The 14684-nt window shown below is 35.2% G+C and carries 11 protein-coding genes; 4 read left to right on the top strand and 7 right to left on the bottom strand.

Annotation, left to right across the window (positions count from 1 at the left end; translation table 11 throughout):
- Positions 1 to 49 precede the first annotated feature (49 nt).
- The 3 genes from serB (at position 50) to bshA (ending at position 5674) form a co-directional block, all read left to right on the top strand.
- Positions 50 to 1276, top strand: coding sequence for a phosphoserine phosphatase SerB (gene serB / locus F1003_RS02350; protein ID WP_155087592.1), 1227 nt, complete (start codon positions 50 to 52; stop codon positions 1274 to 1276).
- 117 nt (positions 1277 to 1393) lie between these two features.
- On the top strand, positions 1394 to 4351 hold the full coding sequence (locus F1003_RS02345) for a serine hydrolase domain-containing protein (protein ID WP_155087591.1): 2958 nt from the start codon (positions 1394 to 1396) through the stop codon (positions 4349 to 4351).
- 183 nt (positions 4352 to 4534) lie between these two features.
- Positions 4535 to 5674, top strand: coding sequence for an N-acetyl-alpha-D-glucosaminyl L-malate synthase BshA (gene bshA, locus F1003_RS02340; RefSeq protein WP_155087590.1), 1140 nt, complete (start codon positions 4535 to 4537; stop codon positions 5672 to 5674).
- Here bshA and F1003_RS02335 read toward each other — a convergent pair.
- The 5 genes from F1003_RS02335 to F1003_RS02315 all read right to left on the bottom strand — a co-directional run bounded on the left by F1003_RS02335 (position 5667) and on the right by F1003_RS02315 (position 9980).
- Positions 5667 to 6017 carry a GIY-YIG nuclease family protein gene (locus F1003_RS02335; protein WP_155087589.1) on the bottom strand — a complete coding sequence of 117 codons (351 nt, stop codon included), beginning with the start codon at positions 6015 to 6017 and terminating at the stop codon, positions 5667 to 5669. The two genes, bshA and F1003_RS02335, sit on opposite strands and share 8 nt — an antisense overlap.
- Position 6018: 1 nt before the next feature.
- Positions 6019 to 6798 carry an alpha/beta hydrolase gene (locus F1003_RS02330; protein ID WP_155087588.1) on the bottom strand — a complete coding sequence of 260 codons (780 nt, stop codon included), beginning with the start codon at positions 6796 to 6798 and terminating at the stop codon, positions 6019 to 6021.
- Between the two features lie 369 nt (positions 6799 to 7167).
- The gene (locus F1003_RS02325) at positions 7168 to 7950 is read right to left on the bottom strand and encodes a DUF6090 family protein (protein WP_155087587.1); all 783 of its coding nucleotides are present in this window, start codon (positions 7948 to 7950) and stop codon (positions 7168 to 7170) included.
- A 302-nt stretch (positions 7951 to 8252) separates the two neighbouring features.
- The gene (locus F1003_RS02320) at positions 8253 to 9128 is read right to left on the bottom strand and encodes an SMI1/KNR4 family protein (protein ID WP_155087586.1); all 876 of its coding nucleotides are present in this window, start codon (positions 9126 to 9128) and stop codon (positions 8253 to 8255) included.
- 159 nt (positions 9129 to 9287) lie between these two features.
- The gene (locus tag F1003_RS02315; protein WP_155087585.1) at positions 9288 to 9980 is read right to left on the bottom strand and encodes a hypothetical protein; all 693 of its coding nucleotides are present in this window, start codon (positions 9978 to 9980) and stop codon (positions 9288 to 9290) included.
- 386 nt (positions 9981 to 10366) lie between these two features.
- Here F1003_RS02315 and F1003_RS02310 point away from each other — a divergent pair, with 386 nt between their 5' ends.
- Positions 10367 to 11338, top strand: coding sequence for an IS110 family RNA-guided transposase (locus F1003_RS02310; RefSeq protein WP_155087584.1), 972 nt, complete (start codon positions 10367 to 10369; stop codon positions 11336 to 11338).
- 40 nt (positions 11339 to 11378) lie between these two features.
- Here the strand turns inward: F1003_RS02310 and F1003_RS02305 are convergent, their stop codons facing one another.
- Complete coding sequence (locus F1003_RS02305) at positions 11379 to 12326, bottom strand: hypothetical protein (RefSeq protein WP_155087583.1); 948 nt, start codon at positions 12324 to 12326, stop codon at positions 11379 to 11381.
- Positions 12327 to 12725: 399 nt separating this feature from the next.
- On the bottom strand, positions 12726 to 14678 hold the full coding sequence (locus F1003_RS02300) for a heavy metal translocating P-type ATPase (RefSeq protein ID WP_155087582.1): 1953 nt from the start codon (positions 14676 to 14678) through the stop codon (positions 12726 to 12728).
- Positions 14679 to 14684 lie beyond the last annotated feature (6 nt).

Raw genomic sequence — 14684 nt, 5'->3', positions numbered from 1 at the left:
TCAGTTAGAATAGCCATTTTTACTACCAATAAATCTCAAATACCATATTTTGGCAACAGATATTTTTCTTTTAAACATTTCAGGACAGGATAAACCAGGGTTAACTTCTGGTTTAACCAGTGTTTTAGCAAAATACGATGCTAAAATTTTAGATATTGGTCAAGCTAATATTCACGATACCCTGTCACTTGGGATGATGTTTGAAATAAAATCAGGGAAAAAATCTGCAGCCGTACTAAAAGATCTATTGTTTAAGGCCTACGAATTGGGAATAACCGCAAAGTTTACACCCATATCTCTTGAAAACTACGAGCATTGGGTAAATATGCAAGGTAAAGATCGCTACATTGTTACCATTCTTGGTGAAAAGTTAAAGGCAGAACAAATTTCTGAGGTCACGAAGATCATTTCAGAGAAAAATCTCAATATCGATTCCATTAAGCGCCTAACAGGTAGAACATCCTTGGTGAAAGAAGAGGAATATCCTAGGGCATCCATACAATTGTCCATAAGAGGACAGTTGAAGGATAAGTCTGAATTCACGTCTAGGTTTATGGAAATTTCAAAAGAGCTCGATGTGGATATTGCCTTTCAGGAAGATACTATGTTTAGGCGTAACCGACGTTTGGTTTGCTTTGATATGGATTCTACCTTAATCCAAACAGAGGTTATAGATGAACTTGCCGAACGTGCAGGAGTGGGAGAAGAGGTACGTGCTATTACGGAATCAGCGATGCAAGGCGAAATTGACTTCAACGAGAGTTTTGAAAAACGTATGAAGCTTTTAAAGGGCTTAAGCGAAGATGTATTAAAAGAGGTTGCCGAAAACCTTCCGATAACAAAAGGTGCTAAACGCCTGGTAGATACACTTCACAATTACGGTTATAAAACGGCTATCTTATCTGGTGGTTTCACCTATTTTGGGCATTATCTTCAAGAAAAATTAGACATTGATTTTGTATATGCCAATCAACTCGAAATTAAAGATGGCAAACTCACAGGACACTATCTAGGAGATATTGTCAATGGGACTAAAAAAGCGGAATATCTTCAAAAACTTGCTGATAATATGGGTATAGATATCGGGCAAACCATTGCTGTAGGTGATGGTGCCAACGATTTGGAAATGCTCAATTTGGCAGGACTTGGGATTGCATTTCATGCCAAACCCAAAGTTAAGGACAACGCGCAAAATTCCATATCGAGCATTGGTCTGGATGGTGTGCTGTATCTATTGGGTTACCATGATAGGCATATTGATTTAATGGATAGTTAACCAAACTGTTAATTACACGGTTTATAAAACTATCCTAAAGTCTTTTTTACTTCTTGTTAATTATGCTATTTTGGCATAGTATTCGTTAATTAACCTAAAAACGATAAAAGAATTTTTATGCGCCATTTGTCCCTTATCCTTTTGTTTCTTTGTGCTCAAATTACTTTCGCGCAAGAGCTCACCAATAATCCATTACTTTCAGAAGATCCCATACAACAACAAAAGTGGGTGGATAGTGTTTACAATTCCATGTCCATAAAGGAGCGTATTGGCCAGCTCTATATGGTGCAAGTGATGTCTAAAAACAGTGACCAAGTCAATAATGCTGTCATTGATTTAATTAAAGATGAACATATTGGTGGAGTGATCTATTCCAATGGTGGGCCTTACAGACAAGCACAGTTAAATAATAAGTTACAAGCTGTTTCTAAAATACCGCTTTTAGTTGGTATGGATGCGGAATGGGGATTGAGTATGCGATTGGATTCAACGTATGCCTTTCCTTGGAATATGACACTAGGTGCCATTTCGGATAATGAATTGGTAGAACAAACAGGACGACAAATCGGTGAACATTGTAAACGTTTGGGTGTGCATTTTAATTTTGCGCCAGTAGTGGATATCAATACCAATCCTAAAAACCCAATTATAGGCAATCGCTCTTTTGGAGAAGATAGGGATAACGTCACTGACAAAGGATTAGCGTTTATGAAGGGCATGCAAAGTGCAGGTGTTTTGGCCAATGCAAAGCATTTTCCAGGTCATGGAGATACAGAAGACGATTCGCATAAAACGTTACCGACTGTATCATTTAGTGAGCAGCGTATAGATTCCATAGAATTATATCCTTATAGGCAACTTATAAAACAAGGTTTGTCTAGCGTTATGGTGGCCCATCTTAATATTCCGAGTCTAGAATCTCGAAGAGGCTTTCCGTCGTCATTATCTAAGCATATTGTTACCGATATTCTCAAAGAGGAGCTAGGTTTTAATGGATTGATATTTACGGATGCCCTTACCATGAAAGGCGCAGCAGATTATGTAGAAAAGGGTGTTGATGGATTGACTACAAAAACACTGTCAAAAGGCGGAGAGATTGATCTAATGGCTTTTTTAGCCGGGAATGATGTGATGTTGATGTCTGAAGATCCGAAGCGAGGCATCGCTAAGTTTGTTGAAGCTTATAATGAAGGCATTATAACAGAAGCACGCTTATCACATTCGGTAAAAAAAATATTAATGGCTAAGTATAAAGTCGGATTAAATGATTATTCACCAGTAGGTATGTATAATCTTGGCTCTGATTTAAACCGAATTAAGGACGATGTGCTCTACGAAAACCTTATGGAAAATGCCATTACGGTGGTTAAAAATGAAAAGGCCTTATTACCGTTTCGTGATTTGCAAACCAAAAAGATAGCCTACGTGGAGTTGGGTGATGCCAGTGGTTCAACCTTCTTTAACGAGCTAAAAAAATACACTAAAGTACATCATGTTAAGGCGGATAAGCTAGATGGTGTCATTTCAAAATTACAGAATTACAATACCGTTGTAATTGGTTTTCATAAATCAAATGACAATCCTTGGAAGGATTATAAGTTCTCACAACAAGAATTAGCTTGGTTATATGAAATAGCAAGAACCAATACCGTTGTATTAGATGTTTTTGCAAGGCCTTATGCCTTGAATCAGTTACGATCCATAGAAAATATCAATGCTATTGTAATGAGTTATCAGAATAGCAGCATCGCGCAAGAGAAATCTGCGCAACTTATTTTTGGAGCTATTGGAGCCAAAGGGAAACTGCCTGTAAGTACAGGAGCATTTTTTCCGGTTGGTACTGGCGAATCTTATAATGCTTTAATGAGTTTAAGCTATGGTTTACCAGAACGCGTAGGTATGGATTCTGAAAAATTAAGCCGTATTGACTCGATTGCCAATTATGCCGTAAATAATCGAATGACACCAGGTATTCAGCTGCTGGTAGCCAGAAGAGGAAAGGTGATTTACAATAAAAACTTTGGTTACCATACGTATTCAAAAAAGAACAAGGTAGATTTTGATGATGTTTATGATGTGGCTTCACTCACTAAAATATTGGCAACCTTACCTATATTAATGGAATTGGAAGGGCAAGGTTCCGTTTCACTAGATGCTAAATTGGGTGATTTGCTACCCGAGTTTAAGGACTCCAACAAAAAGAATATCACCTTAAAGAAGATGTTGTCGCATTATGCACAATTACGACCTTGGGTTCCATTTTATTACGCAACATTAGATTCTGTGACTAAAAAACCAGATCCAAAATATTATCGAAGTAAGCGTAGTAAGGAGTTTAATATCGAAGTTACCAATTCACTTTTTCTGCGTAGCGACTATAAAGATTCCATACAGGAAATCGTTAAGGAAAGCGATTTGCTTTCACGATTACGTTATCGCTATAGCGACTTACCGTATTACATTCTTAAAAACTATCTCGAAAGCTTTTATGACAAATCCTTGCACGAGATTACCCAAGATCGTTATTACAAATCGTTGGGTGCGAATTACACCACTTACAACCCAAGAGAAGTTTTTAGTTTAAAGGACATTGTACCAAGCGAGGTTGACAACTATTATCGTTACAAAAAAGTACACGGTTATGTGCATGATATGGGAGCAGCAATGCAAGGAGGTATTGGTGGCCATGCAGGTATTTTTAGCAATGCCAATGATGTGGCTAAGATTATGCAAATGTATTTACAGAAGGGATTTTACGGCGGAAAGCGTTATCTAAAAGCCGAAACAATTGACAAATTCAATACCTGCTATTATTGCGAACGAGATAATAGAAGAGGTATAGGTTTTGATAAACCACAATTAGGAGATGAAGGTCCAACTTGTGGCTGTTTATCGATGAAAAGTTTTGGACATTCTGGGTTTACTGGGACTTACGCTTGGGCAGATCCTGATGAAGAGCTTGTGTATGTTTTTTTGGCCAACAGAACTTATCCTGAAGCCGGTAAAAACTTATTGTTGAGAGAAAACATTAGAACCGAAATTCAGCGCTTGATATACGAAGCGATAATTGAATGATTTAAAGGCAACCGTTATAAGTTAAAAAGTCCTTAAAGTAGAGGATAACATTTCTAAAACTTATAACTTTAGACTTTATATTGAATAGTACTGTCAGGTTGAGCGCAGTCGAAACCTAAATTGACCAAAACATAAAATAGACCTTTCGATGGCGCTCAAGGTGACATAAATTTAAACGTCCAGATGAAAATAGGAATTGTTTGTTACCCAACCTTTGGAGGTAGTGGAGTAGTAGCCACAGAATTAGGATTAGAGCTTTCTAAGCGTGGTCATGAAATTCATTTTATAACCTACAGTCAACCTGTACGGTTAGAACTACTGAGTAACAATGTTCATTTTCACGAAGTGCATGTACCAGAGTATCCCTTGTTTCTTTATCAACCTTATGAACTGGCACTATCCAGTAAATTAGTGGATATGGTAAAGCTACACGGCTTACAATTATTGCATGTGCATTATGCCATTCCACATGCCTACGCGGCTTATATGGCTCAGCAAATGCTATATGATGAAGGCATTATTGTACCCATTGTAACCACATTGCACGGAACCGATATTACACTGGTAGGAAGTCATCCATTTTATAAACCTGCAGTAGCATTCAGCATTAATAAATCAGATGCCGTAACTTCAGTTTCAGAAAGTCTTAAAAAGGATACCATGCGTTTGTTTGATATTAAAAAAGACATTCATGTGGTGCCTAATTTTATAGATTTAGAAAAGCACCTGCATAATTTTACGGATTGCCAACGCGAAATGATGGCAGATGATGAGGAACGCATTGTCACTCACATTAGTAATATGCGCGAAGTGAAGCAAATCCCGGATGTGATTAAAATCTTTTACAACATTCAGAAGGAATTACCAGCCAAACTTATGATGGTGGGTGAAGGTCCAGAGAAAGAAGGAGCAGAGCGCATGGTGGAAGAGCTAGGTATTAAGGATAAGGTGGTTTTCTTCGGAAACAGTCATGAGATTGATAGAATTTTATGTTTCAGTGATCTGTTCTTATTACCATCACAAACCGAGAGTTTTGGTTTAGCTGCTTTAGAGGCTATGGCAAGTAGTGTGCCTGTAATATCTTCAAATACTGGTGGATTGCCAGAAGTTAATGAAGATGGGTATTCAGGTTATCTGAGTGATGTAAATGATGTAAATGAAATGTCTGCCAATGCCATTCATATTTTAAAGGATCCTGAGGTTTTAAATACGTTTAAAGCGAATGCCAAGGCACAGTCCCAAAAATTCGATTTGCATAGTGTAGTACCTATGTATGAGCGTATTTATGAAGAAACGTTAGAAAAATTATCGGTTATCAATTAGACCATACGGCATAGCGTGCTCTACGTAATTCCAATGTTATTTCCTTTTCCGCTTTAAGCGCTTCATCTCTAGTAAAAAAAGGATCAATATGATTGTACAGACTTGGTCTTAAATACAGACCGTATTTCTCTACAATATTCGAAGAAATTTTATACCCTTTCTTATTTCTATAACCTGATTTATGTTGCTCAAAACGTTCTTTGGGAGTTTTACTGGTCATGCCTACATACAAACATTCGAGCACACCATTATATTGTGGGTTTGCCACTCTAAACTTAGCGTTTTCAGTATATACACGCTTAGATAATTCTACAACATAAATGCGGTAAAGCGTTTTGGGCATGTTATTTAAACTGAGATAAAAAGTCCATGACTACCTTCCAGGTTTCAGCAGCGCTGCCTTCAATTCGGCTTTCATCGAGCATTGAGGAACCATGTACACCATTTTCGGCTATATAAGTTTTATGGCCATTTTCATTGGCAAGCTTCACTTGGGTTTGCGAACGCTCGCTTTCCATTTCAGAAGCTGGTTTCATTAACAATAAGGGTACTTTTATTGCTTCAATATGTGCATTAGGTTGGCAACCTTCCATAGGGTTACCAGACGCAGGTGAAAACGCCAAAACGCCATCAACGGCACTTTGGTTGTTGTTGGCAAGCTTTAAAGCTAGAGTAGCACTATAACTGCTTCCCCAAAGGATTGTCTTTCCGGTAAAACCTGAATCTTTTACATAGTTTAATGCCGCGACCATATCTGGATAGGCATCACAATAGCCATATTCGTTTTTGGGAATTTCGGCAACAGTTCTATTATAACCACCATAATAATATTGACCACCAACACGCTGATCGATAGTAAGAATATTAAATCCTTCTTTTCTAAGCTTAGGAATTATGGACTTATATTCAGCTCTGGTATTAGAACCTCCTTGATGAAATACAATAAGGGTAGGAGCGGACTTATCTTTTTCGTAGAGATCGCCATAGACTTTTATACTGTCACTGGCAAAAAAATGAATTTCGGTGGTGGCTTCGGGTTCAGACGTGGTTTTTACTTCGGTTTCTTTCTCTTTGCAAGACACTATGATTGAGAGCAGAAGAATAATAGAGCATAAGTTTTTCATAATATAACAAGTTAGAATCGGTAATAATTTTGAAGGTAAAAATCCTAAACGACAGTTAATTTATAGTAATTATTTATAATAGTTGACTTAATTAACACTTTGTGTTAAAACCAGAATTTGCTATACTGATTCGCAATTTTATGTTCTACAGGGAAATTGTTGAGTTAGTAAAAAGCAAATCATAAGAATTTTTGATGGCTTATGTTTTTCAGAATTATGTTATTTAGAAGTCTAGAAAAAATCGTGAAAAAGAAGCTAGGATTTTTACCACAGTCCTTCTTCGGACAAGCAAGACATTTGATTTTGCAAAGCAAAATGACGTTTCGATAATCTAAAGAATTTTATCATTGGTTAACGCTTTCGTTTTTCTTATTCTTTAAGATCTAAGTTAGTATTGATAATTTTGAGAGTTTGAGTAAAAAATTCTTTCAAATCATACTCATCTAGATTAACGAAATCATTATTCACTTTATGTATTGCAAATAAATTTTCAAACTGAAGTAAATCAATGTCCATATACTTCTGTTTAAAAGGTGAGTCATCTAATTTATTTGATTCATAAGATTCAGACCACCCTGAAAAATTCATGAATTTATCTTGGTTGATAATCGAAACATACTTGCTTAAGTATGGAATGATATGATTATAATAATAGTCATTACGAATTATATAGTCTTCTTCAAGATTATCTAAAAGCCCTGAAACACCAGTTAATCTACTCCGTAATTCTGTATCTTTTATAATGGATAATTTACCAGAACTGATGACTTCATTGACCAATCCTGTTTGCGCATCGAAGGACCCGAACATGTAAACTTCATTTAAAAGACTATCTAAATAGCGTTGATTTGCAAAAGGTTCATCGGTATGAATAAGTTGGATAAGAGCTATAGTCGATTCTCTTGTCGAAGTATTTAACTTAATGTTTCTGCTAACTTCAGCGAGATTGGTTTCGAATTCTTGCTTTAATCCTCCAAGTATTCTTGTTTCTTCTCCTTGGTCGGCAAGATCTTCCTTCCAGTTATTTAGACTTAGTGCTATTAAAATACCAATAACGACCAGCACAATTTCACCAACGGCATATTTAAGATATTTACCGGTTTTATTTTTTCCCATTAGGTCGTATCTAACTCGTCTAAAAAACTTAATCATAGTTTCAGTCAGTGGTTTGGTTAAGCCCGCAAGCGGCTATCTCAACCAAAGGTCTACTAGACCTTTGATTTTGCATTGCAAAATGCCGTTTCGATAATCGAAAGAATTTGAACATTAGAGATTGGTTTCTCTAAAGGTATGCTATTTAATTTTGAAGTAGTTTAATAACGGTTTTGTGTATGATTTCGTTGCGTATTCAAGCAACTAATTTAGCAAATACAAACCGAATAGAAAATCCGCGAGGATTTTCAGAAGTAGGCAAGAACAAGCAATTACTTATAGCCATTGTTGTAAAACGTTTTTTATTCTTCGTCAATTACAGATAATCTTTCGTCTATAAAGTCAAAAAATTCTGTTTTTCCTGAAATCTCCCAAGTTTCGTGGTCCCAGTCTACTGTGGAATTACTGTTGTTTTTGAAAAAGCATTGAGCATTACCGCCTCCATCTGGAAAAAATTCCAATAATTGCTCAAAAGTGTAGCCTATAGATCTTATATTTTCCTCTTTAGAGATTGAATTCATCTGTTCTGCCATTACTTTTATCTCATCATTTCCCAAAATAGAAATACCGTCATAAAATTCACCAAATCCATTATGAATCGAATAGAAAAGTTTTAGGTCATTTGGAATATTCCAACTAAAATTTTTCAAATTTTGATTTGGTTTAGCATTCATAAGTGGTGAACCACCTGTGTACACTCGGAAATAATCTCTTTTGTCATAAAGTTTCATATTGAGAAAATAATGTAACAGCCAAGTGTTTTCTTTCTTTTCTGCATAAATGAATTTACAACGCTCTTTTAAAGAAGAAATCAGATTTGGTGTTTTTTCGGAAATTGGTTTAAAGTTTTGAGTAATAAATTCCTTGATATCATTATCATTTAAGTTTGTCCAAGGACAATCTTTTGGAAACTCTCCTAACTTGTGAAAGTTTGAACTGTTTTTTGATTCAAAAACAAGTTTAATTCCGTCAAAGCCATATTGATTTATAATCTTGCTTTCCAAATTTGTAACTCGTACAAATTCAGTTTTAAATTCTTTTTCAGAATCTCTTTTTAGTTCTTTTCGGTACTTATCCTTTAATTCAGATGTCAACTTCTCATAATTTTCATTATCAGAATTCTGACTGTTTGCTCCGAAAAAAGACAATATTCCCATTATTAAAATAATATGTTTCAATTTTTTCTCAAATGTTTTACAACGGTCTTGGCTATGGTTTCGTTGCGTGTTTCAGCAACTAATTTAGCAAATACAAACCGAATAGAAAATCCGCGAGGATTTTCGTAAGTAGGCTAGAACTAGCAATAAATTATATACGGTGTTAGCAACTGTTTTATTTTAATATTTAATTTTTCCACAAGGAATTAAATTATAATTATTAGGTGGATCTACTCCAATACCATATACAAGATCTAATATTTCAGGATTTTTATTATTTATTTTAATAGATTTTTGAGGTAAAAATGGTGCAACTATATCTTGTCCGTTAATAAAAAGAATTGAACGAGTGGTTCCATTATCTAATTCTGAAACAAACTTAATTCCAATGTATACTATATGTTGCTCCTTAGGTGGAATCGACGTTTTTAACATATAACGTTCACTTAATTCTGACTCAAAGAATTCCTCAATTCCAATTACTCCAAAATTCAAATTATTTTGGATATTATCAGGTGTTAACGAATCAGGAATTATAGAAATGTTCAACAAAATCGATGAATCAGGAAGTAATTCTATAGTTGTTTCTGGAAAATTTAATTCAAGATTTAGCGGAATAATGGTATCATTAACTATTTGAACCCTGAAAATAGTATATCTGATTTCGGTACTGTCAGAATTTATATAACTTCCTCCTCTTGGTCCAGTATTTATAAATTTGACTCCATTTTTTACTTTTGAAATACTTGGGATTGTGATGGCCTCAACTACTGTTTTTTGTTCTCTCCAGGATTTCTGACTATCTTCTTTTTTATTATTCACACAGCAAAGAAATGAGGTAAATCCAATTGTGTAAAGTATTAATTTTTTCATAGGATTTATCAAATTGTTGCTAACGTGTTTGTGTATGATTTCGTTGCGTGTTTAAACACTAAAGTTAGCAAATAAATCACAGATAGAAAGTCCGCGAGGACTTTCGTAAGTAAGCTATAACTAGCAATGAATTATACACGGCTTAAGTTTACAATTGATTAAATGAGGTTAATAAATCAGAAAGAACAAAAGAGAGGATTAAGGTTATTATACACGTAGGAGCCTAGACTTCGTCAATCCCGAAGCTTCGGGAAAAATCCCCTCTCTTTTCTACACAGATTTCGTACAGTTCCCTGCCTGCCGGCAGGCAGGTATGAGGCCTTTGGGACCTCGATTTTAAGTCGTTGAAACTCGCGTAGTTTGTCCTTTCAAAAAAACATTTTCTTATGAATAAAGATATTAAATATTTTGGTATCGACATCAGCCATTTGGTATTCGATGTCACGGATTCTGATGGCAATTACCATCAGTTCAAAAACAATGAATTTGGGTTTAAGAAGTTTACGAAACTTTTAGATGGCAAGAGCCATTGCGTTATGGAAGCTACGGGCTATTACCATTACCAGCTAGCTTACCATTTGCTGGAGTCCGGTATAAAAGTATCGGTAGAAAACCCATTATCAGTGAAACGTTTTATACAGATGGGACTATCCAAGATCAAGACCGACAAGAGCGATTCAAGACTTATCTGTGCATACGCACAACAGGTAGAATTAAAGCTATGGAAAGGAAATTCTAAGGAAGAAATAGAATGCCTTCAGATCGTCAGAGCCCTTTCTGTATATACAAAACAAAGCACTATGCTAAAAAACAAATTGCATGGGGAAGCTATTTTAGGTGAGCCAAGTAAATTGGTTGTAAGGTCATTAAAACGAAGTTTAAAACAGTTGGAGAAAGAGATAAAAACCTTAGAGGACAGGCTTCTGTTATTAGTAAAACAAGTCCATCAAGATTTATTGTCACGATTAGAAACCATACCAGGAATTGGTAGTAAAACAGCGCTGATGTTAGTGGTCTTGACAGGTGGTTTTGAGCGTTTTTCTAGTGCAAGCGAGTTATGCAGTTACGCAGGATTAACACCAATAATTAGACAGAGCGGAAGCAGTGTAAATGGACGAGCACGGATTAGCAAAATAGGGAATCAGAAACTAAGAAATCTATTGTTCATGTGCAGTTTTAATGCCTGTAAATACAACAAGGGCTGCCGAGATCTTTACGAGCGAATTGTGGCCAAGGGAAAGAGCAAAAAACTGGCCTTGATCGCAGTGTGCAATAAGTTGTTAAAACAGGCTTTTGCCATAGCAAAATCAGGATTGGTATACGACGATGGTTACAGAAGTACTTTAGTGAAAAATTAATGAGATTTTACTTGGTTTTTACCACAGTACTTTGTTGTGGCTAGTTATTTTTCCCAGTTATTTCTTTTCCAATTCTTTCGTATTCCATTTTTACGTTTTGGGGCATTCCTCTAGCTCCAATTGATTCTGGAATGTCAAATCCGTTTGGCCAAAAGTATCCTAAAACTCCAATAACTTTTTCATCACTTTTTGCTAATTCATAATAGTTTTGGGCAACAATATTCATTCGTGTCAACTCTATATTTCCAAAGTCTCCGTGTGCCCAATTTATGTAATGACTATCTAGAATAACCATAATCTTTTGATTTGGGTTTGACAGCTTTGACTTTAATGTATTCCAATCTTGTTGAAATTGAACATTTGTATTAGGGTTTTCAACGAAATAGCGGTCAAATCCAATCCAATCAATAGTTTCTGGAACTTGTAAGTCATTCAAAGATGGATAAGCTTCAATTATCATTGTAGGTATGTTCGGAAATTCTGTTTGCAGTAGTTGAGCTACAGCATTTAATTCTGTGAAAGTTATTCCATTCCAAGTTGGTTCTTCACCTATGTAAAATGTTCCAACATAATTGTTATTTATAATAGATTGATTTATAGTTTTAAATTCATTCCATCTTTCCTGATAATCCGTCCTTAAATTATAATTTGATTCTGAAGGACTGTTATTGTCTATTAATTCAAAGAACAATTCATTTAGGTGTAAAATTGCTTTTAAATCCATATCTGCAAAGGTTTGAGCCCTTTGAACAATATTGTCATTTGGATTTACAATTAAAATATCTGCTATATTACTGAAGTTATGGATTTCATCAGCGTAATTGGTTTTGGCTTCGGAATCGGTTGGATCATCCCAAAATGTGTCGACAATTGTAAATCCGAAATATTCGATATGTGCGTTTGTGTTTTCAAACGTACTCGATTCGTCCTCTTTTTTACAGGCAAATAGAATGCAGAAAATCAATATGTAAGTTAAAATGCTTTTCATTCGTTTAATTAGCCACAACGGTCTCGTATATGAAACGTAGCGTATAAATAAACACTAATTTTTCGGATTATACGCGAGCCGAATTTTTATTTTTTATGATTAACTTTCATTTTTTTAAATATACAAAAAGAAAAATTTGGTGGACTTAATAAAGAAGCAAAAAACTTTTGAAAAGCCTTTAATAGCTATGTTTTATATACATTGTTGTGCATAGTGCTTTTCACATTCAGCTTGGTTTTCCGATGTTTGTTGTTTAGTTAAGATGTGAGCGTTGGCAAGACATACTCTTTTACAGTTTTGGCGAGTTTGGATGATGCGACTGTAAATGTGTATGGCTAAAGCGTTGGCATTTCGGTTATCGATTTTTCAAGTTTGTAGCAAATTTTTCCGCAATGTTACTCAATCCCAATTCATTTTTTGTAATCGGACTGCGTTTAATATTGCCAACAATGCCACACCAACATCTGCGAAAACTGCTTCCCACATTGTCGCTAATCCACCCGCTCCTAAAATCAAAACAATGACTTTCACTCCAAACGCTAAAATTATATTCTGCCAAACAATTTTTCGTGTGGAACGACTTATTTTAATGGCTCTAACAACTTTTGAAGGTTGGTCTGTTTGAATGATAACGTCTGCTGTTTCAATAGCTACATCACTACCTAAACCACCCATTGCAATACCAACATTACTTGCGGCTAAAACAGGTGCATCATTAATACCATCACCAATAAAAGCTACTTTGTTTTTAGGATTTTTCTTCAAAATTTCAACTTCGTTTAATTTATCTTCTGGTAATAAGCCACCTTTAGCATTTTCAATATTCAACTCTTTAGCGACTTGTTGGGTAATCGAATCTTTGTCACCAGAAAGCATCATAATATTCTTAATGCCTACTTTATGTAAATTAGTAATTGTTTCTTTTGCATCTTCTTTTAATTCATCTGCTATCACTACATAACCTGCAAATTGATTATCGATTGCAACTAAAACGATAGATTCTACAATAGATTCCGTTTCAGATGGAACATCAATATTATTAGAAGTCATTAAGGCTTTATTTCCTACTAAAACTGTTTTACCATTTACAATCCCTCTTAAACCTTTACCTGCAATTTCAGACACTTCGGTAGCTTCAAAATCTTCTCCTTCTGCTTTATACTCTAAAATTGCTTTTGCAATTGGATGTGTGGATTGTTCTTCCATCGCCATTAGGTATTGCATAAATTCGGTTTCATTCCAACCGATTGCTTTTACTTCTTTGATTTTAAAAACACCTTTAGTTACGGTTCCTGTTTTGTCCATTACCAAAGTATTTATTTTAGTCATCGCATCTAAAAATGAAGCACCTTTAAATAAGATTCCATTTTTGGAAGCTGCTCCCAATCCACCGAAATATCCTAATGGAATTGAAATCACTAACGCACAAGGACAAGATATTACCAAGAAAATCAATGCTCTGTATAACCAATCTCTAAAGACATAATCATCTACAAAAAAGTAAGGTATAAAAGTAACACCAATAGCTAAAAACACTACAATTGGTGTGTAGATACGAGCAAACTGTCTAATAAATAATTCCGTTTTAGATTTGCGTGCTGTCGCATTTTGAACCAAGTCTAATATTCTCGCAATAGAACTATCTTCAAACTTATTGGTTACCTCAACCTCAATAACACTTTCTAAATTGATTGTGCCTGCATACACTTTTTCTCCTGTTAAGATGGAAGTTGGTTTGCTTTCGCCTGTTAGAGCTGCGGTGTTTAGAGCTGCTTTTTCGGATAATAAAACCCCATCTAACGGTATTTTTTCACCTACTCTTATTTGAATCTTCTCTCCTATATTCACATCTTCGGGCGACACACTTATATAGTCATCATTACGAAACACATTAGCTTCTTTTGGTCTAACATCTAACAAGGCTTTAATATTTCCTTTTGCTCTGTTTACTGCTGCATTTTGAAATAATTCACCTACTGCATAAAATAGCATTACTGCAACACCTTCGGGATATTCACCAATTACAAATGCACCAATTGTAGCAATAGACATTAAAAAGAACTCGGTAAAAACATCACCTTTTATAAGACTTTTCCATCCTTCTTTGATTACTGGAAATCCAACAGGAATATATGCCAAAGTGTACCAAACTACTCGAATCCATCCTTCAAATTGAGGAATCGCATCAAAATAATCTACAGCGATACCTACAATTAACATTACAAAACTTATGATAGCAGGAATGTATGTTTTGAATGCACTTCCATCTCCGTGGTCGTGACCATCATCGTGAGAATGTTGTTCTTCTGAATTTGGTTTTAAATCTCTTAAATTGACTTTCTTTTTTTTCATCAAGTT

The sequence above is a fragment of the Winogradskyella ouciana genome (assembly GCF_009709615.1).
Classification (GTDB): Bacteria; Bacteroidota; Bacteroidia; order Flavobacteriales; family Flavobacteriaceae; genus Winogradskyella; species Winogradskyella ouciana.
The sequence above is the reverse complement of the archived record's forward strand: the minus strand, read 5'-3'. Positions and strand labels throughout refer to the sequence as shown.